At 38.0% G+C, this 22,386-nt stretch carries 20 protein-coding genes; 14 read left to right on the plus strand and 6 right to left on the minus strand.

Going from position 1 to position 22,386, the window contains the following annotated elements; genetic code table 11:
* Positions 1–252: 252 nt before the first annotated feature.
* From F984_RS04420 to F984_RS04435, 4 genes are all read left to right on the plus strand, one after another.
* On the plus strand, positions 253–2,358 hold the full coding sequence (locus tag F984_RS04420) for a DEAD/DEAH box helicase (protein WP_004707384.1): 2,106 nt from the start codon (positions 253–255) through the stop codon (positions 2,356–2,358).
* Positions 2,345–3,046, plus strand: a complete 702-nt coding sequence (locus F984_RS04425) for a DUF2290 domain-containing protein (protein ID WP_409360439.1) — start codon at positions 2,345–2,347, stop codon at positions 3,044–3,046. Before F984_RS04420 ends, F984_RS04425 begins: the two co-directional genes overlap by 14 nt.
* A 372-nt stretch (positions 3,047–3,418) precedes the next feature.
* The gene (locus F984_RS04430; protein ID WP_004707391.1) at positions 3,419–3,727 is read left to right on the plus strand and encodes a hypothetical protein; all 309 of its coding nucleotides are present in this window, start codon (positions 3,419–3,421) and stop codon (positions 3,725–3,727) included.
* 717 nt (positions 3,728–4,444) lie between these two features.
* On the plus strand, positions 4,445–4,999 hold the full coding sequence (locus F984_RS04435) for a TetR/AcrR family transcriptional regulator (RefSeq protein ID WP_004707392.1): 555 nt from the start codon (positions 4,445–4,447) through the stop codon (positions 4,997–4,999).
* 159 nt (positions 5,000–5,158) lie between these two features.
* On the opposite strand, the gene F984_RS04440 is transcribed toward F984_RS04435, so the two are convergent.
* The gene (locus F984_RS04440) at positions 5,159–5,761 is read right to left on the minus strand and encodes a TetR/AcrR family transcriptional regulator (protein WP_004707394.1); all 603 of its coding nucleotides are present in this window, start codon (positions 5,759–5,761) and stop codon (positions 5,159–5,161) included.
* A gap of 111 nt (positions 5,762–5,872) precedes the next feature.
* Between F984_RS04440 and F984_RS04445 the strand changes: the two genes are divergently transcribed.
* The 4 genes from F984_RS04445 (at position 5,873) to F984_RS04460 (ending at position 9,980) form a co-directional block, all read left to right on the plus strand.
* Positions 5,873–6,970, plus strand: coding sequence for an alkene reductase (locus tag F984_RS04445; protein WP_004707395.1), 1,098 nt, complete (start codon positions 5,873–5,875; stop codon positions 6,968–6,970).
* Between the two features lie 28 nt (positions 6,971–6,998).
* On the plus strand, positions 6,999–8,048 hold the full coding sequence (locus F984_RS04450) for an alpha/beta fold hydrolase (protein ID WP_004707397.1): 1,050 nt from the start codon (positions 6,999–7,001) through the stop codon (positions 8,046–8,048).
* A 90-nt stretch (positions 8,049–8,138) separates the two neighbouring features.
* A complete protein-coding gene (locus tag F984_RS04455) occupies positions 8,139–9,146 on the plus strand; it encodes an alpha/beta fold hydrolase (RefSeq protein WP_004707398.1) in 1,008 nt (335 codons plus the stop codon).
* Positions 9,147–9,224: 78 nt separating this feature from the next.
* A complete protein-coding gene (locus tag F984_RS04460) occupies positions 9,225–9,980 on the plus strand; it encodes an SDR family NAD(P)-dependent oxidoreductase (protein WP_004707400.1) in 756 nt (251 codons plus the stop codon).
* Positions 9,981–10,101: 121 nt separating this feature from the next.
* Here the strand turns inward: F984_RS04460 and F984_RS04465 are convergent, their stop codons facing one another.
* Positions 10,102–10,707 (minus strand): nitroreductase family protein, encoded by a 606-nt coding sequence (locus tag F984_RS04465; RefSeq protein WP_002048541.1) that lies wholly within the window; start codon positions 10,705–10,707, stop codon positions 10,102–10,104.
* A gap of 37 nt (positions 10,708–10,744) precedes the next feature.
* Entirely contained in the window at positions 10,745–11,527 is a 783-nt protein-coding gene (locus F984_RS04470; RefSeq protein ID WP_004707402.1) for an SDR family NAD(P)-dependent oxidoreductase, read from the minus strand.
* 122 nt (positions 11,528–11,649) lie between these two features.
* On the opposite strand from F984_RS04470, the gene F984_RS04475 reads away from it, so the two are divergent.
* A complete protein-coding gene (locus tag F984_RS04475; protein ID WP_004707404.1) occupies positions 11,650–12,216 on the plus strand; it encodes a TetR/AcrR family transcriptional regulator in 567 nt (188 codons plus the stop codon).
* Here the strand turns inward: F984_RS04475 and F984_RS04480 are convergent.
* The gene (locus F984_RS04480) at positions 12,213–13,370 is read right to left on the minus strand and encodes a glycerate kinase (protein WP_004707406.1); all 1,158 of its coding nucleotides are present in this window, start codon (positions 13,368–13,370) and stop codon (positions 12,213–12,215) included. The genes F984_RS04475 and F984_RS04480 overlap by 4 nt on opposite strands.
* Before the next feature lie 394 nt (positions 13,371–13,764).
* Here F984_RS04480 and F984_RS04485 point away from each other — a divergent pair, with 394 nt between their 5' ends.
* The 5 genes from F984_RS04485 to epmA all read left to right on the plus strand — a co-directional run bounded on the left by F984_RS04485 (position 13,765) and on the right by epmA (position 19,697).
* Positions 13,765–16,173 carry an FdhF/YdeP family oxidoreductase gene (locus F984_RS04485; RefSeq protein ID WP_004707412.1) on the plus strand — a complete coding sequence of 803 codons (2,409 nt, stop codon included), beginning with the start codon at positions 13,765–13,767 and terminating at the stop codon, positions 16,171–16,173.
* Between the two features lie 78 nt (positions 16,174–16,251).
* Positions 16,252–17,043 carry a formate dehydrogenase accessory sulfurtransferase FdhD gene (fdhD, locus tag F984_RS04490; protein ID WP_004707413.1) on the plus strand — a complete coding sequence of 264 codons (792 nt, stop codon included), beginning with the start codon at positions 16,252–16,254 and terminating at the stop codon, positions 17,041–17,043.
* Between the two features lie 119 nt (positions 17,044–17,162).
* Positions 17,163–17,555 (plus strand): YkvA family protein, encoded by a 393-nt coding sequence (locus tag F984_RS04495; protein WP_004707416.1) that lies wholly within the window; start codon positions 17,163–17,165, stop codon positions 17,553–17,555.
* A gap of 103 nt (positions 17,556–17,658) precedes the next feature.
* Positions 17,659–18,726, plus strand: coding sequence for a 4-phosphoerythronate dehydrogenase (locus tag F984_RS04500; RefSeq protein ID WP_004707417.1), 1,068 nt, complete (start codon positions 17,659–17,661; stop codon positions 18,724–18,726).
* Positions 18,723–19,697, plus strand: coding sequence for an EF-P lysine aminoacylase EpmA (epmA, locus tag F984_RS04505; RefSeq protein ID WP_004707419.1), 975 nt, complete (start codon positions 18,723–18,725; stop codon positions 19,695–19,697). The genes F984_RS04500 and epmA overlap by 4 nt, the downstream gene beginning before the upstream one ends.
* Positions 19,698–19,754: 57 nt before the next feature.
* Here epmA and F984_RS04510 read toward each other — a convergent pair whose 3' ends face one another.
* Complete coding sequence (locus tag F984_RS04510) at positions 19,755–20,741, minus strand: Tim44 domain-containing protein (RefSeq protein WP_004707420.1); 987 nt, start codon at positions 20,739–20,741, stop codon at positions 19,755–19,757.
* Between the two features lie 82 nt (positions 20,742–20,823).
* Positions 20,824–22,212 (minus strand): DNA repair protein RadA, encoded by a 1,389-nt coding sequence (gene radA / locus F984_RS04515; RefSeq protein ID WP_004707421.1) that lies wholly within the window; start codon positions 22,210–22,212, stop codon positions 20,824–20,826.
* Positions 22,213–22,386 lie beyond the last annotated feature (174 nt).

The following is a 22,386-nucleotide window of genomic DNA, read 5'->3' on the forward strand; positions in this document are numbered from 1 at the left end:
GTAGATTATGTAATACCTTGGAAAGAAATTTTCTCGAAATACAGTTTATATAAGGAATAAATCACATAACAAAGCTTATAAAACTTTTAGTTTTTAACTTATTATGATAGGTAAAGCATAAAAATGGTAATTGATTAGATTTACTAACTAGTTCTTATTGCTGTACTAGATAAAAAGATGCTAATAACTTAATTTTATTCTTAAAATAAATACGTTAATATAAGGCATTATTTAAATAAATCTGGAAATTCTGTGACTATTGAAACTATTATTGCTACAGAGCTAGAGCCGCATGGACTTGATGATCAATTAATTGACCATTTAAATGCATATGATAAAGAAATAGGAATTCAAGATGGGATACTCTATTATGGATATCCTGTTTTTAAAGGATATGAAGAAAATACTGTAAAAACTAATTTCCTGCTAATTTCTAAAAAAGTAGGCGTAGTGCTTCTAGCTACATCGAGTGAAAACTATATTGACCAGAATTTTGAGTCATTAAATGAGGCTTACAGTCATGTAAATAGTTTACTTATTAAGAGTTCTATTTTAAGAAAAAGAAAAAAACTTATATTCGAAGTTGAAACTAAACTATTCTCACCATCTAGTAAAATTGAAGATGAAGACTTAATAGCATCACTACAAGGCATAACCGATTTTTTATCTGAAAAAAATGAAGACCTTACTGAAGAACAAGTAGATGAAATTCGCTCAGTAATAGAGGGTGCAAAAGCCTTATCAAAACCTACTCAAAGAAGGTCTATCAATGAAGATGATAAGAATAAATTAAATATATTAATAAAACTCGAAGATGAAATTATTAATTTTGATGCTGAACAAAGAAAGGCTGCAATTAATTTAATTAATGGCCCACAACGTATAAGAGGCTTAGCTGGTTCGGGAAAAACAATTATTTTAGCAATGAAATTGGCTTATATTCATTTACAATATCCTGATAAAAAAATATTGTTCACATTTTACACGAAAAGTTTATATACTTTAGTTATTAATGTTATTAATAAATTTTATAGACATTTTGCAAGTAGTGAACCAAATTGGGATAATATTGATGTTCTACATGCATGGGGTGGATATAGAGTAGAAGGTGTTTATTTTAATGCAGCTATAGAAAATGGATTTAATCCTATACATTTAGATAATGCTAAAAAATTTAATAGTAAAGATCCATTTCTTTATGTGTGTTCGCAGTTAATCGATAAAAATATTAATAAAAAATACGATTATATTCTAATTGATGAAGCTCAAGACCTTCCAGATGAGTTCTTTAAGCTCTGTTATTTATTGGCACACGGAGATTCTGGTAGTGAAAAAAATATCGTATGGGCCTACGATGACCTACAAACTATTTTTAATATATATACAAGAACGCCTATGGATTTATTTGGAAAAGATAGTAATGGAAAACCATTAATTGATTTAAGATTATTTTCTAGAAATCTGTCGTGGGGGCAATCTAATGATTTAGTACTCTATAAGTGTTATAGAAATCCATTAGATGTATTAGTTACTGCACATACTCTTGGTTTTGGGCTGTATGATGAGCCTGTACAAATTTTAGAAAATATAGAACACTGGCAAGATGTGGGATATGAGTTGGTACAAGGACAATATATAGAAGGTCAGAAAGTTACTTTAAGAAGAAAACCTGAAAATAGTCCGTTATCAATTTCAAAGTATCAAGATAAAAATGAAATTATAAAGACATTTTTAGCAGCTGATTTAGACAATGAGACTGATTATATCGTTAGAGAAATTAAAGATTTTTTAAGTCAAGGTCTGAAGCCTGAAGATATAATGATTATTTCATTAGATGATAGATATGCAAAATTATATTTTAAAAATTTATCATTTAAATTAAGTGAAAATGGGATCTTAAGTAATAATATAATTTCATCACGAATGGAAAACCCTCCTTTTATTCTAGAGAATATGATAACTCTTACTACTGTGCATAGAGCCAAAGGAAATGAGGCTGCTTGTGTGTTCGTATTAGGTATAGATTCGCTTTACCCTTCAAAAAAATATAGACAGACCAGAAATAAAATATTTACAGCTTTTACTAGAACTAAGGCATGGCTTAGAGTCTCAGGAATAGGCACGGGGGCTCAGCATTTTTTTGAAGAAATAGAAATTAGTTTAAATAAATCACCAAATATCGAATTTATTGTTCCAAATAAACAGAATTTAGATCATATTCAGCGTGATTTAGGTCAAAAGGAACAACTAAAATTACGCTTCAGAGAAGAAATACAAAAGTTACAAGAATTCGGCTTTTCAGTCGATGAAATGGAAGAAGAAATGCAAAGAATGATGGGAGGGTATGATTGTGACTGATATTGATTTAAGTCACCATATTCGAAAAGTTGCAACAATTGCACAAAAACTTGATCTTGATTTACATCATGGTACCAGAGAATCATTAAGTGTTTCAGCAGAGTTAAAGAAATTATGTAAAACTTCTCCTTATTATCGGGAGGTATACGATTATATTTCTACATATAATCAATATAATTTAATGTTAAAGGATCAAGCTTGTTTTCAATTCTCAGAATCAAGGAATAGGAGAAATGAGCAGGAGTTAAGATATGCATATTATCCCAATCCTTATCAATTTGTTGAGTTTAAAAAAGAAGTAAAATCTATTCAGGACTTATTTGAAACTGGCGAATTGTCTTCTGAAGAATATGAGCAATTAATTAATGAGGCTGAATTTGTTTTAGATATACCTTTAATTAGATATGATTATACTCCAAGCCAATATGAAGAAAAATTTCACCCTGCTTCTCATTTTCATATTGGCTTTCACTCTGAAAATAGATGGCCAGTGCAACGAATACTAAATCCATCAATTTTTTTTATTAAAATTATTTCAATGTATTATTCTGATAGCTGGAAAAAGAATTTTGATGTTTATCCTGAAAAAACCCTAAATGATTTGTATTCTGAGGTAAAAAATGAAAGTTATAATGTTTCGACAGATTACTGGGGTGTGGAAGATAATAAGAGGCTGTTATTTTTTTAAAAGATGAATTTAATATAATTTTATTTATAAGTCATAATAATCTTGTTCTGACTTGGGTTGATATATTGGTGATTATTTTAATGGTTTGTAAGTGTAGTAATTATATGCTGGTGGTGCTGAAATATAAATCATATTTTATTTAAAGAAAAACTTAATTTTAATAATGCTGCTAATTTAAAATTAAATTTGTTTAGAAGTTTTTTGATTAAAAATTTTGATAAATTGAATGTATTAATAATAGAGATTCATTATATTTAAAAATTTAGTAATTATCATATATTGGATCTATATACTAAAAGGGAGTTGAATTAGGATATAAAATTATAATTAAGAAATATATAGAATTTGTTTAAAAAATTAAAGGAGAATAGCGTGAGAAAAACTGTAGCTGAAATTGTTATATATAGCTTGTCGGTTGGAATCAGCCTAATATTTGCTAAGGTATCAAAGATTGCATATACAGCAATATGTAGTGTGTTTGGTTGGCAAGAAAATTACATTGTTAGTTTTATAGTAACAATAATTTATGCAGGAGTTATGGGTTATATTTTTTCTGTTGTTGTTGATAAGCTAAAAAATACAGAGAATTTAGAAAAAATACAAAAACCATTGAATATGGTAATTGCCATTTTTTTTATTCTTCTTATCTTTGGAATACAAGCATTTGTAGATATGTCTTGAGTATCCTTAAAAATTTAGATAAAAATATTTTGTTTTTATAAAATTAATATTAATCCATCCTCAAATAAAAACAGCCTTCCAAGCCAATTTCTTTCTCCCTTTATAAACCCCCATTTAACAATAACTCACTCATTATTTATCCTTGCTTTTTAATGATCTAATTTAAAACAAATGTCATTTTGTGTGCTTGACTGCAAAAGGGTTGGGCACTATTCTTTGCCTGCTGGCCTACATTGCCAGTCAGTCGTCGCAGACTGCATATTATCTCCCGCATCAGAGCCATTCCTTCTGAGGAATACTCATATGTGGTAGCCACTCGTTCCTTTCCCGTAGCGGTAGGACGGGAGAGGGACACCTACGGGTGTGCTAGTTTGAGATAATACTAGTCTGCGAACCCTTTCTCGTTCTGCCACCATAATTCTATAAATGTCTGGCAGAACTCCCAATAAAAAGGAGTTGGCTTTGCACATCCATTATTTCTTGGCAACCATTGCCAAACGCTATAACAACACAACTTAGTTTTTAACAAGTTTAATCGCCATGAGGCTGATTAGGCTTTAAATCGTCACGACTAAAAACTTGCAGCAACAATAAAACTTGAGATGTGCCAAGCACAGTCTTTATGGCTTTGCTATGCCTTTTTTTCAGCTTTAAAAAATAAAAGGCTTTTATATCTCATTTATATACAACAACAATTTATTTTATAACGGTAAAACTATGCCAAATTTAATTCTCCCAACACGTGCTTTTGAGGTTGTAAAAAAAGGGATCGACTTATTTCACTACGGTGGCTTTCATATGGTCGGCGTCGACAAAATTGTGAAAGAAACCGAAGTGAATAAAATGACGTTTTATAATTATTTTCACTCTAAAGAACGCTTCATTGATATTTGTTTAATTGTGCAAAAAGAAAGGCTCCAAGACCAAGTGGTTGCAATAGTGGAGTACGACCATGACACAAGCACAATCGATAAACTTAAAAAACTTTATATATTACATACCGACTTAGAAGGGCCGTACTACTTATTATTTAAGGCCATTTTTGAAACTAAAAACAGTTATCCAAACGCTTACCAAACTGCGGTCAGATACAGAACATGGCTTAGCAATGAAATTTATAGTCAGCTTAGATTACTAAAAAACGATGCAGCCTTTAATGATGCCAAAATATTGCTATATATGATTGAAGGCGCAATTATTCAGCTTTTAAGCTCAGAACAGATCGATCAAAAAGAGAGGTTATTTAATTACTTTCTAAATGCTTTGGCTTAGCTAAAAGTGTGGAAATGAAAAGTTAGAAACAATAAAAACCATCAAGGTGAGCGTTTTTTTTCACTAACCTACAAACCTTATTGGTTGTTTAAAGCAATCTTATCTTAGTGATTTAAGTTGAAATCAAACCAAATGATTTCAACTATAAAATCATTAAAATTAATTGTTTAAAGTTTTTAAAGCCATTTCTACACTGTCGTATAGATTTTCAATAGGCACATTATCTTTTGCTTGAACCGTAATACCAAATAGAATCATGCCAAAATAATCTGCTAAAACATCTAAGTTTAAACTTTCAGCCACATCACCATCTTTTTGACCTTGTTCAAGTCTCGCTCTAATAAGAGCAACGGTTTTTCTGCGTTCATTACTCAAGATGTCTTGTACATTTTTACTTTCAGATGAACCTGATAATGCAGCAGAGACAACTAAACAGCCTGTTTTATCAGGCTTACTATAAAATTGATCAATCGTTCTGATTAACAAATTTTTAATGCCTTCTTGAGCAGTTAAAGACTCTTTGAGTGCCTCAATTCGATAATTACCAAAATTTTTAACATAATAATCAACAGCTTCAATAAACAATTTTTCTTTGTTTCCAAAAGAAGCGTAAAGACTTGGCGGGTTGATTTCCATTGCTTTTGTCAGGTCATTAATCGACGTCGCTTCATAACCATTTCGCCAAAATAGATTCATCGCTTTGTCTAATGCAGCATCTCGATCGAAATTACGAGGGCGGCCACGACCTGCGGTTTTATTCATTTTGCTCTCCATTTTGTATCAATCACTACAAAAACATGTTGACTGTATTTTAGCACGATTATATAGTGATCACTACATAAATAATCTTATGCATATTTTAAGGGCTAACATATGAATCACAAATTATTTAATCCAGTGATTGTGGGCGATGTTGAACTAAGCAATCGTATTGTTATGGCACCGATGACCAGATCAAGAGCAGCACAACCTAATGATGTGCCGACCGAGCTTAATGCACTTTATTACGGTCAACGTGCAAGTGCTGGTTTGATTATCACCGAAGGCACACAAGTTTCTGATGTGGGTAAAGGTTATTCTTTTACACCCGGTATTTATTCAGAAGAACAAATCAAAGGTTGGGCTTTAGCGACTCAAGCTGTACATGAAAAAGGCGGAAAAATTGCTGCTCAGTTATGGCATGTTGGGCGTATGTCGCACTCTTCACTGCATAGCAACCACGAACAACCCATTGCACCATCTGCTATTCAGGCCAAAGCTTCAGTATTTATTGCCAATGAAAAAGGTGAAGGGGCAATGGTGCCTGCCGAAATGCCAAGAGCAATGGATTTTGATGATATTCAAAACGTTAAACAGGAATTTATTCAAGCTGCTCGCAATGCTGTACAAGCAGGTTTTGATTTAGTCGAAATTCATGCCGCGAATGGTTATTTATTTGACCAGTTCTTATCTACAGATGCGAACCAGCGTACTGATAACTATGGTGGATCTGTTGAAAATCGTGCACGTTTCTTATTGGAAACTGTCGACGCATTGATTGATGCGATTGGTGCCGGCCGAGTAGGTGTGCGTTTATCACCTTGGGGAACGATTAATGGCATGACAGACCAACAACCCGAAGAAATTACTCTTTATTTAGCTGAACAATTACAAAGAAGAAATATTGCCTATATCCATTTGGCTGAGTGGGACATGCTTCCACATGGTGATACTTATCCAGTAGGTTTCAGAGAAAAACTTCGTTCATTGTTCACAAATACATTAATTGTTTGTGGAAATTATTCACTCGAAAGAGCCGAATCTATTCTTGATAAAGACTTAGCAGATGCAGTGGCATTTGGACGTCCTTTTATTTCCAACCCAGATTTAGTTGAGCGTTTACAGTCAGGCCATGCTTTAGCGCAAGCCAAATCTGAATATTTCTATGGTGGCGATGCAACGGGTTATACCGACTATCCTACTGCTCAATAAGCTCACACGATAAATTAAGGTTAAGAAAATGAAAAAGTTTTTTAAATTTATGGCTTTATCCGCAGCAATGGGGATGTTTGGGTTAAATCAAGCAAATGCAGAATATGACCCAAACTTAAAGTCGATTGATACGCCACCAGCCGTTTCACAACAAATGTTTAATAAGGTGAAATCTAATGGACTAGGGCAATATGCTTATGCAAAGGGCCTATCTAGTAAGTTTATCGAGTCTGAAGGCGTAAAACTCCATTATGTTGAAGGTGGATCTAAAGGCACGCCGATCGTATTTATTCATGGTTTTGGTTCGACATGGAAAATGTGGGAACCTGTCATGCTTTCTTATATGAAAGATCATAAAGTCATTGCGATTGATTTGCCGGGTCTAGGCCAATCTGGTCCCATACTTAACGATGATTATTCAGCAGAAAATACCTCAAAAATTTTAATTGGTGCGATTAAGAAAATTGCTGGGAAGGGGCCGATTTATTATGTCAGCCACGATTTAGGTAATACGGCTTCTTATCCACTCGTTGCCAATAATCAAGGCTATATCAAAAAAGCGGTATTTATGGACTCGCCAATTCCGGATCGTGCGATGTTCGAATATCCGGGGTATACCGCAGATGGTCCGGGTCTAGGTTGGCACTTTGGTTATTTTAGTTTTGGTGATATTGCTGAGAAGCAAATTGCGAATGATCCAAATTTATTTTTCTCATACTTTATTAAAACGTATGCAGGTAAAAAAGAAATTTTTACGCCTGAACTGCTTGCTGAGTTGATTGAGCCGTATTCGACTCGAGATAAATTAAAAGCAGCTTTTGGATATTACCGTTCGCATGCCGACTCAATTCGTCAAAATGAAGCACTGCTCGCTAATGGTAAAAAGTTAACAATACCTTCTATGGCGCTTACTGGCCAAAAAGGCGTAAATGATGTTTTGGTGAAAGAGATGCGAGCAAGATTTGTCGCTGATCCTGCCCAATACACTGCCATTATTTTGCCAGATACAGGACACTGGATGGTGGAAGAAAATGCCGAAGGTGTTGAAAAAAGTTTATCGAACTTTTTATTTAAATAATGACTAAAACTTTTACATCCGAACCTATCTTAGGTTCGGATGTAACTCACCTAAAACATCTTTATTCCAAGTGGTTGGGAGAAATGATAGATGAAAAATAAACTTCCATTCTTGTCTTTATTTTTTGCTTGTCTTACTGCGTCATCAGTTAGTTATGCAAATAATGTTTATGGAGAGCATTTAGAAGGATTTAAATATCCTTACCCGCTCCAGTATTTTAATTTCTCATCCCAACAGCAAGATTTAAAAATGGGATATATGGATGTTCAACCCAAGAAGCCGAATGGACAAACAGTAGTGGTTTTTCATGGCAAAAATTTTTGTGCTGCAACTTGGGAAGAAACCATTAATTTTCTAACACAAAATGGTTATCGGGTGATTGCTCCCGATCAGATCGGTTTTTGTACTTCTAGTAAACCCGATCATTATCAATATAGTTTCCAACAGCTTGCACAAAACACTCATGCTTTACTCGAAAAACTAGGTGTTAAACAACCGATTTTATTAGGACATTCAACAGGTGGCATGCTCGCAACGCGATATGCTCTTATGTATCCCCAACAAATAAAACTCCTCGCAATGGTTAATCCAATTGGACTAGAAGATTGGAAAGCAAAAGGGGTTCCGTACCGTACTATTGATCAATGGTATCAGCGTGAACTGAAGGTGAGTGCTGAGTCAATCAAAGCCTATGAATTAAAAACTTATTATCAAGGCGTATGGAAGCCAGAATATGACAAATGGGTTGATATGTTGGCTGGACTAAATGCGGGCAAAGGACACGAAAAGGTCGCATGGAATTCAGCTCTTATTTACGACATGATTTTTACACAACCCGTCTATTATGAGTTTCCTCAACTTAAAGTACCTACCGTGCTTTATATCGGTACGGGTGATACGACTGCAATTGGTAGCGATATAGCCCCACCTGACGTTAAACAAAAAATTGGTCAATACAGCGTTTTGGGTAAAGAAACCGTAAAAATGATTCCAAATGCTGAATTAATTGAGTTTGAAGGCATGGGGCATTCGCCACAAATGCAAAATCCTAAAATGTTTCATGATGCTTTGATCGGAACATTAAAGAAATACAACTAACTATTTTGGTCTGTTACCAAGATGAAAATAATTTATTTAAATTCAATTAAATTAAATAGTTTGTGAGAGGAATAAGTTATGAACACGACTTCATCACATGATTTAGAACGTAAAATTGCATTTGTACAAGGTGGTTCACGTGGTATAGGTGCGGCTATTGTCACTAAATTGGCTGAACACGGAGCAACAGTAGCCTTTACTTATGCAAACTCAGATCAGGCAGCTAACCGTTTGGTAGATGATCTTAAAGCGAATGGCTTAAAAGTGATGGGAATTAAAGCTGATAGTGGTTCACCAGAACAGGTTATTCACGCCATTCATAAAGTTGCAGATGAGTTCGGTCGAATTAATATCTTAGTGAATAATGTTGGTATTTTTGTGATGAACAAAATACAAGATGTGACATTAGAAGAAATAGAAAAGATCATGGCCGTAAATATTAAAAGCGTGATTGTAGCCTGCCATGAGGTTGTTAAATATATGCCTGATTATGGGCGTATTATTAATATAGGAAGTATCAATGCTGAACGTGTGCCTACAGCTGGATTAACTTTATATGCTATGACTAAATCTGCGGTGAATGGCTTAACCAAAGGTATGGCGCGAGATTTGGGTGAACGATTTATTACCGTAAATAATATTCAACCGGGACCTGTCGATACTGATATGAATCCGGCAGAAGGCGAAATGGCAAATTCACTTTTAGACCTTATGGCGATTAAACGTTATGGTAATAGAAATGAAATTGCAGATTTAGTTTTATGGCTCTGTAGCGAGCATGCGGGATATATCACTGGTTCAAATATTAATATTGATGGCGGTTATGGTATTTAGGTGAGGATGTGGTTTATGAATGAGTCTAAATCAGCTTTATAATCAATACCAAATTAAAGGCTTTCAACTATTTATAATAAAATGAACAAATAGAATGAAAGCCTAAAATTTGAATAACGACTTAGAATGTATTTTGAATAATGACTTCATCGAAAGGAAGTTTACCCACACGTGGGTAAGGTTCAGAAGCTGACTTACCAACAGCAATCATTAAACAAACCACATGGTCTTCAGGCAAGTTAACGAGCTTCGCCATTGCGTCAAAGTCAAAACCATCCATCGGGCAGCTATCTAAACCATGTTCTTGGGCAAGTAACATCAGAGTTTGAGCAAAAATCCCTGCACTACGCATAACTTCGTCACGTTGGGTTTGTGGGCGGTCACGGTAATACTGGTCAATCGCGCCAGCCATAATATTTTGAACTTCTGGAGTCGCACCATCCCATACACGTTTAGCATCAACTTCCCATGTATTTAATTTTGCACATAATACAATGAGTAAAGATGCTTCTGTAACTTGTGGTTGGTCCCAAGCAATAGCACGAATTTTTTGTCTTAACTCAGCATCTTCGACAACAACCGGACGCCAATGCTGCAAGTTAAAAGCACTTGGTGCATTTGCTAAAACTTCTTGTAATAACTGCTTTTTGTTATCTTCAGATAACTGAAAAGAAGGGTCGAAGCGTTTAATTGCACGGCGCTTACGGAGAGCATCAATAACATTCATAAGATTTTCCTACTTGAGAATTGGGTAGCTGTACTTGTTAGTTTGTATAACGTTGGGCTACTTCAGCCGAAGAAAAGTTTGGTAATAATGTCATACGTGATTTTTCAAAATTATTCCATTGATTTTCGTCTTTCAGCACAGGAATTGTAATTGTTTCTTTACGATCAAAGCCGATTAGAGCAGCATCCACCAAATCATTGACGTCCATTAATGGCGGAACTTGGCTTAAATCGATACCTGAACGTTCCCAAATTTCAGTTTTGGTTGCAGAAGGCAATACGGCTTGCACATGTACGCCATGATCTTTTAACTCTAAATGTAAGCCTTGGCTAAAAAAATGTATAAAGGACTTACTTGCACCATAAATGGTAGAACCAAATTCAGGAGACAACCCAACAACAGAACCTAAATTAATAATTGAGCCTTTACCTTTACGTACGAGTTGCTCGGAAACCGCATGAGACAAACGAACAACCGCCGTCATATTTAAAGTCATGAGTGTTTCAATTTCTTTAATATCTTGAGTTAAAAAATTTCCGTTAAGTGTAATACCTGCGTTATTTACCAAAATTTCAATATCAGCATCGTTTTTTAGAACATCTTCAATTTTGCTAATGTCTTGATCCTTTGATAAATCGGCCTGAATAAATTCGACCTGTACACCGTATTTTTCTTGAAGGTCTCTCGAGATTTTGTCTAAGCGGTTGGTGTCTCGTGCAACCAAGATTAAGTGATGGCCACGTTGTGCAAAACGGTCTGCATAAACAGAACCAATCCCTGACGAAGCTCCTGTAATAAGTACTTTTGATTGAGCTGACATGTGATGTCTCCACGCTTTATTTTTTAGATGATGATCATAATCTAAAATAACTAATTTTTGATGTCAATCATAATCAATGTATAATTATGACCAGTAGGGTGAATAAAATTGGGTGCGCCAACATGAAAGTCAGTAAAACTCAGGTAAAAGAAAACCGAGATAAAATTGTTGAAAAGGCGACTCAACTGTTTCGTAGCAAAGGCTACGATGGGGTCGGCATTGCCGAGTTAATGTCTAGCGCAGGTTTTACCCACGGCGGCTTTTATAAACATTTCAGTTCGAAAACAGACCTTGTCTCAATTACTGTTAAACATGGACTTGAGCAGGTTTTAAAAAGAATAGAAGGTTTAAACTTAACTCAATTTATTCAGCTTTATGTGTCTCGCACTCATCGAGATAATCGGGATTTGGGCTGCACACTAACAGCGTTATCTTGTGATGCTGCAAGACAGCCCGATGAAGTAAAAGTCGAGTTTGAAGAGGGCATTGAGCAACTTATTCAGTTCATTATGAACGAGCGAGCCAAACAAGTTTCTTTAGAAGCGCCTGAGTTAAGAAAGCAAGCCATTAATATTCTTGCCCAGTCTGTAGGGGCAATTGCCTTATCTCGCGCATGTCCAGACCAATCTAACCTTAGCGATGAAATCTTAGAAAGCTGTAAAGAGAGCCTTTTAAAATTAGCCAATTAAGCTTTTTTATCTTTCCAGTTCATTTGGCTAAATTGAATTAATTTCGCAATATCTACGGTTCTTTCATAAATGAGTTCTGCTGCATGTTCGCAAGCTTGTTCTAATGTGATCGGGCCGTTTGCTAGCGAAAAAGCAGCGCTTACGCCGTGCTCATAAAGTGCTTGGTAGCCTTCGCCTAAAGTCCCAGCAATCACAATCACAGGTACGTTGTGAGCTTTAGCAATTTGGCTCACCCCAAAAACAGTTTTGCCACTTAAAGTTTGCTGGTCAAATTTACCTTCACCCGTAATTACCCAATCTGCGTTAGCAATTTTATGTTCAAGTTGGTTTAGTTCAGCCACCACTTTAACGCCAGCTTTAAAGTCTGCATTTAAATAACTTTTGGCCGCAAAACCCAAGCCACCAGCAGCACCAGAACCTGCTTCATTTCGTTTGTCGAAACCTAAAAGCTTCGCTGAGACATCGGCAAAATGTGCAAGCGCTGTATCGAGTAACTGTACTTGAGCCGGAGAAGCCCCTTTTTGTGGGCCAAAAATATGTGATGCGCCATTTGGGCCACAAAGTGGATTAGTCACATCGGCAGCCAGTAAAAACCGTGTGTGCTGAATGCGTGAGTCGAAATGTGTTAAATCAATTTTGGATAGGTTGCTTAGAGCAAGTCCACCGGCGGGTAAGGCGTTTTGGTTAGTATCGAGTAAAACAGCACCCAAAGCACTGAGTAAACCTGTACCGCCATCATTGGTGGCGCTGCCGCCCACAGTTAAAATAATCTCTTTTGCACCTGCATCTAAAGCATCTAAAATGAGCTGCCCTGTGCCAAAGGTTGTACTGTGGCAAGCATCACGCTCAGACGGTGGGACTAACTGTATGCCGCTTGCTTGAGCCATTTCAATGATGGCGATTTTTTGCTTTTCTAACCATCCCCATTTGGCTTGAACAGGCTGACCTAATGGCCCAACCACCGTTTTTTCACGCCATTGACCCTCACAGACTTCTAAAACAGCTTCAATGGTGCCTTCACCGCCGTCTGCCATCGGGCACAAAACAGTTTCGGCATCGGGAAAAACAGCTTGCCATCCTTTGGCAATGGCTTGAGCTACCTTCAAAGCAGATAAGCTGTCTTTAAATGAGTCAGGGGCAATCACAAGCTTCATAAACGTTCTAATACGGATAAATTTCTCATTGTTTTATACTGCTTAATACGAAAAAAACATAGATAAACACATGTAGGCGTCAATTTTTAAATATTTCAATCTGATAAAAATGAAAATCAATAATGTTTTTATCTGTAAAAATTTGGATTATAAAATTTTTAAGCCATTGTTTTATAAATTTTTATATAAATAGTATGGTTGTTTTGAATGATTGTAATTGTAAACAATATGGCACATATTATAAGAACGGTTGAGCCAGCTTTTAAAATAGCGGAAACCTATAAAAAGTAGACTCTACAAATAAGCTAAACAGCAGATTGTCTTGATATAACCATAATTTAAATTGTGATTTTATTGGATCTGTTGAGTGTAAAAGAAATAAGAGGATGAAAAAGTGGATAATTCAGAAGAACAAAAGCATATACAGGAAAATAACGGTTTTGCGCGAATTGAGCCATATACTCATCCTGCTGGCGGGTGGGGCGCACTCCTTAGTGTCGCTCGAAACCTAAAGCGACAAGATATTTTAGGTAAAGGTTCAATTACCTTACTCAACATTAACCAGCCTACAGGTTTTGACTGTCCCGGTTGTGCATGGCCAGAAAAGAAAGATGCCCATGCCTTTAACTTCTGTGAAAATGGTGCCAAAGCAGTTGCTTTTGAAGCAACCAGTAAAACCGTTACTCCCGAATATTTCGCAGGCCATACGGTTAGTTGGCTATCAGAACAAAGTGACTTTTTTCTAGAGGACTTAGGCCGCTTAACAGACCCAGTTCGTTATGATGCTGCAACCGATAAATATGTTCCTATTTCATGGGACGATGCCTTTAAGCTCATTGCTCAACATTTACATGCGCTAGACAACCCAGACCAAGCGGCATTTTATACATCTGGCCGTGCCAGTAACGAAGCAGCATTTTTATATCAATTGTTTGTGAGAAGCTTTGGTACAAATAACTTTCCAGACTGTTCAAATATGTGCCATGAAACCACAAGTGTAGGCTTGCTCGACTCAATTGGTTTAGGAAAGGGCACCGTTACTTTAGAAGATTTTGATTTAGCCGATGCCATTTTTAGTTTTGGGCACAACCCGGGAACCAACCATCCACGTATGTTAGGTACTTTGCGTGAAGTGTCTAAACGCGGTGGCAACATTATTGCGATTAACCCGATTAAAGAGCGAGGCTTAGAGCGTTTCCAAGACCCGCAAGCACCGCTTGAAATGATGACCAACGGCAGTACGCCAATTAGCCGTTATTATTTCCAGCCTAAAATTGGTGGCGACTATGCACTGATGTTAGGAATGTTAAAGCACTTAAATGAATGGGATAAAAAAGCACTTGCTTCAGGTAAACCAAGCGTTTTTGACCGAAACTTTATTGCGGTGAATACCGTTGGTTTTGATGAGATGATTGCTGAGGTGGAAAGAACTGAGTGGGCAGATATTTATAAGCACTCAGGCCTGTCGCCTGAACATTTAGAAAAACTCGCTAAACTCTTTTTAGAGTCCGAGCGCTCCATTTTCTGTTGGGGGATGGGAATTACCCAGCACCGTCACGGAACTGCTAACGTACATATGCTGGCAAATTTATTGTTGGCACGTGGTCAAATTGGTAGACCAGGTGCAGGGCTGTGTCCGGTTCGTGGGCACAGTAACGTGCAAGGCGACCGCACCATGGGCATCAATGAGCTACCTAGCCCTAAACTACTCGATAACATTGACCGTGTATTCGGTATTAAATCACCAAGAAAAAATGGATATGGCGTGGTCGAAACGATTAAAGCCATGGCTGAAGGCGAGATAAAAGTCTTTATTGGTTTAGGTGGAAATTTTGCAGTTGCAACTCCTGATACCCCATATACGCAAGAAGCGCTTAGAAAATGTGATTTAACCGTCCATGTCGCAACCAAGTTAAATCGTAGTCATTTGGTATGCGGTAAAGATGCACTTATTTTGCCATGTTTAGGCCGTACCGAAATAGACGAGCAGCTTCATGGCCCACAAGCCATTTCGGTTGAAGACTCCATGAGTAATGTTCACTTGTCGGCAGGACGTAATACGCCAATTTCTAAAAACATATTGTCTGAACCCGATATTGTGGCAAGAATGGCTGAAGCTGTTCTTCCAGACAGTCAGATTAAATGGAAATGGTACATCGAAAGCTATGACCGCATTCGTGACTCCATTGCCGATGTGTTTGATGAGTTCCATGACTTTAATTTACGTGTTTATAAACCGGGCGGTTTCCACCTCGAGCATCCTGCTAATCAGCACATCTGGAATACCAAGAGTGGTAAAGCGCAATTTCTGATTACGCCACTTGAAGAAGTCTACGCGGATGAAGAAAACCAATACGCTGCTGCATATACCGAAAGTAAGGTGTATACCTTAATGACCACCCGTTCTCATGACCAATACAACACCACTTTATATGGTCTGGATGACCGTTACCGTGGGGTATTTGGTCAGCGCCGTGTGTTGTTTATGAACCAAGCCGATATTGATGAAGCAGGCTTTGAAGCAAATCAGTGGGTCGATATTGAAAGTGTTTTCTCGGATGGTGTGAAGCGCATTGTGCACAGTTTCCGTATTGTGCCCTACAACATTCCGCGAGGGAGCTTGGCGGCTTACTATCCGGAAACCAATCCTTTGGTGGCCTTAAGCAGTCATGACAAATATGCCAAGATTCCGGCTTCTAAAAGTGTTCCTGTGATTTTACATCCAGGGAATGTACCAGAGCACTTTAACTTGGCAACAGCAGTTGACCCTGAAGATGCCAATAAGAAAGTCAGCAGCCTCTAAGTGAACCTGTTTTTTAAAATGAAATCTAAGCAAATGGCACTCTAAACAAGCGCCATTCTTGAAATAAAGGAAATAATTTTGACACCACATGCTTATGGGGTTGAAACATTACAAGTACAGCGGTTTAACAAAACCGAATCTGAAAATGTTTTAGATCATATTGTGCAAGAGTACCCAATTGCTTTGGTATATAACGGTATTTCACATGCGGTGATGATGGCAACACCGACCGATGTCGAATTATTTGCCAAAGGTTTTAGTCTCTCAGAAGGCATTTTGACCAGTTTAAAAGAGCTATATGTCCTTGATGTAAATCAAAATGAATTAGGCATTACGGTTGAAATGACCATTTCATCGAGAGCATTTGCTGCATTAAAAGAGCATCGACGCATGATGGTTGGTCGTACAGGTTGTGGTTTATGTGGCATTGAAAGTTTGGAGCAGTTTCAGTTAGATGTTCCCAAAATTACAACGCATGCATCAAAGCTATGGCTTGAGCAAATTCCGAGTGCCATTTCCCATTTAAAAGCCCAGCAAGAAATTACCGCTTTAACAGGTGGGGCACATGCCGCAGCGTGGGTGGTTGATGGTCAAATCGTGGCGTTATTTGAAGATGTTGGCCGCCATAATGCTTTGGATAAATTAATTGGTTATATAGCGCAAGAAAACTACGACACCAGTTTAGGTTTTGTTGTCATGACTAGTCGGGCAAGTTATGAACTAATACGAAAATGTGCCCAGCTGAATATTAGCTTGCTTGCTTCAATTTCAGCACCGACCAGTATGGCCATTCAGTTAGCCAAACAATCTGGCCTCACATTGGCAAGTTTCTGTAGGGGAGACCGGTTTGTTTTATATACGGAAATTTAAAATATATCGTTTAATATGATGGGCTTAAAACGAAGCTCATCTAACATCTCTGTTGCTTTTAAGCTAAGGATAGATTTTATAGATTATTATAAAACTCAAAAGGTTCAGAGTCTGTCCAAATGTCTTGGTTACAATCACTAAAAGAATGGGCAAAACGTCTAAAAAAACAAATTATTATGCTTTGGTTTGCCTCAAGGCATCCTCAAATGCCGTGGTTACCCAAAGTTATTGCGGTAGTGGCTGTGGCTTATGCGTTTAGTCCTATCGACTTAATTCCAGATTTTATTCCTATTTTAGGCTTTATTGATGATGCTATCATTTTACCGATACTCATTTGGCTAGCGCTTCGTTTTACGCCTCAGCAAGTCATTTTCGATGCTGAACAACAAGCCAAAGAATGGTTAGATGAACATGAGAAAGGGCCACGAAATTATTTGGTTGCTGTACTGATTATTTTAATTTGGCTCACACTTGCCGTGATGGCTTACTTTTATTTTGGTGGTGGTTTGTAGTTGAACTGAGTCTTAAAACCTGTGCGAATTTAATATCCTTAACATTGTGCTTTGCTACAACTCAAAGGATAATAACGTTTTTATAAACTATGGGTTGCAGACCATGAAAATCGTCGCAGATGAAAATTTGGCGTTTACCGATTACTTTTTTTCAGAATTTGGCGATATTCAACACCATGCAGGACGCACCTTAACGCACGCAGATGTGAAAGATGCTGAAGCTTTATTGGTCCGCTCAGTTACTGCTGTAAATGAAAGTTTAATTCAAAACACTGCTTTAAAATATGTAGGTAGTGCCACAATCGGGACTGATCATTTAGATATTCAAGCCCTAGAAAAGCATAATATTACATGGGCCAATGCCGCAGGTTGTAATGCACAGGCAGTTGCTGAATATGTCATTACCGCTTTACTTCATTTAGATGCTAGCCTTTTAGAACAACAAGAAAAATTTACGCTAGGCATTGTGGGGCTTGGAAACGTGGGGAAACGTTTAGCTTATATGGCTCGGTTGCTTGGCTGGAACGTAATTGGCTTTGACCCATATGTAAAGTTAGATTCAATTGAAAATGTGAACTTTAAAGCCCTATTACAACAAGCCAATGCTATTTCAATTCATGTGCCGCTTACCAAAAACGGTGAACATGCGACATATCATCTTTTCAATGAAGAAAATTTTTCAGCGCTTCAACCAGATACGATTTTAATTAATAGCGCTCGTGGTCCAGTTGTGAAAGAAGCTGCTTTAATCGAAGACATTCAACGTACCAAACGTAAAGTTGTACTTGATGTATTTGAACATGAGCCAGTGATATCAGATGAGCTTTTAAATATGTTGGCTTTGGCGACACCGCATATTGCAGGTTATAGCTTGGAAGGAAAAGCTCGTGGTACACAAATGATTTATGAAGCGTTTTGCCAAAAATTTGGCTACGACATTAATAAGCGTTTCGAAACGCAGTTGCCTGCATGCGAAGATTATTTTTCAGGACATGACTTAAAAGCAGTGTTAAAGCAAAAACTATCTCAAATTTATGATATTGCTCAAGATGATGCCAATATTCGTGCCTGTGTTAAAGACGGCAAAGTAGAGCAAAAAGCATTTGATTTATTACGTAAGAATTATCCGCTGCGTCGTGAATGGGCAGCACACGGGGGACCGCAAGCATGAGTTTAAGTTATCAACCTACGTGTTCAATTGATGCTTTAAAGGCTCGTGCCAAGCTTTATACCCAAATTCGCCAGTTCTTTGCAGAACGTGGGGTCATGGAAGTTGAAACACCTGTAGTTTCACAAGCAGGCGTTACCGATGTGCATTTGGCTTCGGTTCAGGCGTTACGCCATATCAATGGCAAATTACAGACTCAGTATTTACAGACTTCTCCTGAGTTTGCTATGAAACGTTTGCTAGCAAGTGGGAGCGGGCCGATTTATCAAATATGCAAGGTTTTTCGTGACGATGAACACGGGCGTAAACACAACAGTGAATTTACCATGCTCGAATGGTATCGTCCGGGTTTAGACTTAAAAGCATTAATGCATGAAACAGCCGATTTATTGCAAACCTGTTTGCAGCATCGTTTTGGCGAAGTTCGTCCATTTATTTTGAGCTATAAGCATGCCTTTCAGGACCGTTTAGATATTAATCCGTTACAAGCAACTTTAAAGCAACTCAAAGATACTGCAAATCGTGTGGGGTTAAATCTCGATTTAGGTGATGACCGCTTAGCTTATATGGACTTGTTGTTTTCTCATTTTGTTGAGCCAAGTTTAGGTTTTGATGCACCTGTCTTTTTAACTGACTTTCCACCAGAAATGGCGTCTTTGGCAAAAGTGAAAGTAGATGAAGATGGGGAAGAGGTCGCAGCGCGTTTTGAGGTTTATATCGAAGGCTTAGAGCTTGCCAATGCTTACGATGAATTGCTCGATGCAGACGTGTTACGTTCACGCTTTGAAGCAGACAATGCAGAACGGGCTAAGCAACGGCTTCATGTTATGCCATTAGATGAGTATTTGTTAGCAGCTTTGCCTCATATGCCAGAATGTTCAGGAATTGCTTTAGGCATAGACCGATTACTCATGGTTGCAACCGAACAACTTAAAATTGAAAAAGTCATCGCATTTCCAGCCGAAATTGCCTGAGGGCGAGCAAATAAAAAAGCCACATATTGTGGCTTTTTTATTTGGAGCTTATTTAAATTAAGCTTGTTGAATACCTGCAACAACCCAGTCTTGCTGAGAGCCAACAGGTTTTACAAAGTGCCAGATTTCTGTAAATGGCTGTGGCAAGCTATTTAAATCTTCACTTACTGTACCTGTGAAGCGTACGCTCACGATGTATTGACCATTTTCAGTCGCACTGTCTACAACCATTGCATTTAAGTTACTAAACTCGGCAACGTCCTGATCTTGATTCTCCATGATGTCGTTATACATAGAGTTATAAAGTTCAGGTGTTAAGTAGCGACGAATTTCTTCGATGTTACTTGCACTGTTGATTGACTGAATGTGGTTAAAACGCTGACGGGCAACACGTAAGAAAGAAGCAGGTTCACTACCATCTGGTAACTGGTTGCCATTACTTGTTGTTGCACCACCAAACGGTGCTTGAGTTGCTGTACCACCACCAATAGACTGACCAAAAATATTGGTATTGTCGTTTGAGTTAGTTGGTGCAGCTGAACGGCCAAATGTGTTTTGACCGTTGCTGTTTGGAGCGTAAGGATTATTTGCTGCTAATTTTTTTTTCCCGCCCAATTTGCGGAATACAAAAAAGGCAACAGCAGCAGCAAGTAATACCCATAACCAGCCTGGGATACCACCTTTCTTCTCTTGTTGCTGTTGAGCTTGAACGGCTTGTTGCTCGTTATCTGGCTGGGTTACACGTTGTTCAGTTGATGTTGGTTTGTCATCAGCTAAAGCATGTGCTGCAACAGCACCTACGGCAGCACCAGCTACACCAGCTGCAACCATTGAACCAATACCCGGACCAGATCTTTGAGGTGCTGTAGCAGGTTGTTGAACTGGAGTCACTTGACGAGGTTGTTGATATGACTGGCTTGAAGTGGTAGAGCGTGCCATGCCGTGGCTTTTACCACCACCTGCACGTTTTGCTTCAGCAAGAGGAGAAATTGCCAAAGCAGCCATTAAAATACCGGTTATCAAGCCGCGCTGGTGTACTTCCATAGGAAATTCCTGTTTAAAATTAATTTGTAATTGTATTTATGCAGTCATTTACACTAAATTTCAACTATAAAAATATGTTTTTTTATGTCAATTCATCGCTGAGCTGCATCGCTTCGGTAAGGGCTTCATGTAAGCGTGCCACAGCAATTACTTGTACTCCCGGAATCGCTTTTTGTGGTGCGTTGCCTCTAGGTAAAATGACATATTTAAAGCCATGTTTTGCTGCTTCTTTTAAGCGCTCTTGTCCATTCGGTACAGGTCGGATTTCACCTGAAAGACCAACTTCACCAAAAACTGCAAGTTGCTGAGGCAATGCCTTGGTACGTAAACTTGATGCACACGCCAGTAAAACAGCCAAGTCAGAACCTGTTTCAGTAATTTTTAAACCACCGACAATGTTGACATAAACGTCTTGCCCTGTAGTTTGTACACCCCCATGACGGTGCATTACAGCAAGCAGCATGTTTAAACGGTTTTGTTCAAGACCAAGAGCGACACGTCTAGGTTGTCCTTGAGCATCATCGACTAAAGCTTGAACTTCAACTAAAAGCGGGCGCGTTCCTTCACGGCTAATCATGACAATTGAACCGGGAATGGCTTCGTCATAACGACTTAAGAAAATAGCAGAAGGGTTAGCCACTTCACGTAAGCCTTTATCGGTCATGCCAAATACACCAAGTTCATTGACTGCACCAAAACGGTTTTTCACCGCACGAATCATACGATAGCGTGAGTCTGATTGGCCTTCAAAATAAAGCACACAGTCCACCATATGTTCTAAAACACGTGGGCCTGCCAGTGCACCTTCTTTGGTCACGTGACCAACAATAAATAACGCCGTGCCACTATTTTTTGCATAGCGGGTTAATAACGCAGCAGATTCACGAATTTGTGAAACCCCACCGGGTGCAGATTGAAGCGTTTCTGTGTAAAGCGTTTGAATCGAGTCCAAAATTGCTACCACAGGGCGTTCTTGCTCTAAAACTTCACAAATGCGTTCGACACAGGTTTCAGCCATGACTTTTAACTGGTCTGTAGGCAAGTCAAGGCGCTGAGCACGTAAGGCCACCTGAGACAATGATTCTTCACCCGTAATATAAAGTGCAGAACTTTTTGCACTTGCCATGTGGGTTGCTGTTTGTAAAAGAATGGTCGATTTACCAATACCTGGGTCACCACCAATCAGGACTACTGAGCCTGTGACCAAGCCACCGCCAAGTACGCGGTCAAACTCGCTAATACCTGTAGGTAAGCGGGTTTCATGAGAAACCGAGACTTTATTTAGTGTTGTTATATTGGCAACTTGGCCTGCGTAGCCCCCAATTTTAGGACGAGCGCGATGGGCTGTAGTAGGTTCGAGTTTAACTTCAGTCAGAGAATTCCATTCACCACACTCTGAACATTGACCAGCCCATTTAGGATGATCCGCACCACATTGTTCGCAACGGTAAACAGTTTTGACTTTGCTCATATTCGACTTCGGTTTGTTAACTTCATAATCAGTAAAAACAGAGTATAGCAAAACGACACCCTGAACGTAGGCAGAACCCGATCATTTTTCAAGGGTCTATTTTTCACGCGTTGTCCAAAAATATTGGAATGTATTTTGCTTTAGCTAAGGTGGGAAATTTTTAGGATATTTACC

Source organism: Acinetobacter nosocomialis NIPH 2119, assembly GCF_000368085.1.
In the GTDB taxonomy this organism is placed as follows: Bacteria; Pseudomonadota; Gammaproteobacteria; order Pseudomonadales; family Moraxellaceae; genus Acinetobacter; species Acinetobacter nosocomialis.

Excerpts from the sequence above, each read along its gene's own strand:
- radA (WP_004707421.1), bottom strand. The coding sequence starts at position 22,212 with ATGAGCAAAGTCAAAACTGTTTACCGTTGCGAACAATGTGGTGCGGAT.
- F984_RS04510 (WP_004707420.1), bottom strand. The coding sequence starts at position 20,741 with ATGGAAGTACACCAGCGCGGCTTGATAACCGGTATTTTAATGGCTGCT.
- F984_RS04440 (WP_004707394.1), bottom strand. The coding sequence starts at position 5,761 with ATGAATAAAACCGCAGGTCGTGGCCGCCCTCGTAATTTCGATCGAGAT.
- F984_RS04500 (WP_004707417.1), top strand. The coding sequence starts at position 17,659 with ATGAAAATCGTCGCAGATGAAAATTTGGCGTTTACCGATTACTTTTTT.
- F984_RS04480 (WP_004707406.1), bottom strand. The coding sequence starts at position 13,370 with ATGAAGCTTGTGATTGCCCCTGACTCATTTAAAGACAGCTTATCTGCT.
- F984_RS04450 (WP_004707397.1), top strand. The coding sequence starts at position 6,999 with ATGAAAAAGTTTTTTAAATTTATGGCTTTATCCGCAGCAATGGGGATG.
- F984_RS04425 (WP_409360439.1), top strand. The coding sequence starts at position 2,345 with ATGATTGTGACTGATATTGATTTAAGTCACCATATTCGAAAAGTTGCA.
- F984_RS04445 (WP_004707395.1), top strand. The coding sequence starts at position 5,873 with ATGAATCACAAATTATTTAATCCAGTGATTGTGGGCGATGTTGAACTA.
- epmA (WP_004707419.1), top strand. The coding sequence starts at position 18,723 with ATGAGTTTAAGTTATCAACCTACGTGTTCAATTGATGCTTTAAAGGCT.
- F984_RS04465 (WP_002048541.1), bottom strand. The coding sequence starts at position 10,707 with ATGAATGTTATTGATGCTCTCCGTAAGCGCCGTGCAATTAAACGCTTC.
- F984_RS04460 (WP_004707400.1), top strand. The coding sequence starts at position 9,225 with ATGAACACGACTTCATCACATGATTTAGAACGTAAAATTGCATTTGTA.
- F984_RS04475 (WP_004707404.1), top strand. The coding sequence starts at position 11,650 with ATGAAAGTCAGTAAAACTCAGGTAAAAGAAAACCGAGATAAAATTGTT.
- F984_RS04455 (WP_004707398.1), top strand. The coding sequence starts at position 8,139 with ATGAAAAATAAACTTCCATTCTTGTCTTTATTTTTTGCTTGTCTTACT.
- F984_RS04470 (WP_004707402.1), bottom strand. The coding sequence starts at position 11,527 with ATGTCAGCTCAATCAAAAGTACTTATTACAGGAGCTTCGTCAGGGATT.
- F984_RS04435 (WP_004707392.1), top strand. The coding sequence starts at position 4,445 with ATGCCAAATTTAATTCTCCCAACACGTGCTTTTGAGGTTGTAAAAAAA.
- F984_RS04495 (WP_004707416.1), top strand. The coding sequence starts at position 17,163 with ATGTCTTGGTTACAATCACTAAAAGAATGGGCAAAACGTCTAAAAAAA.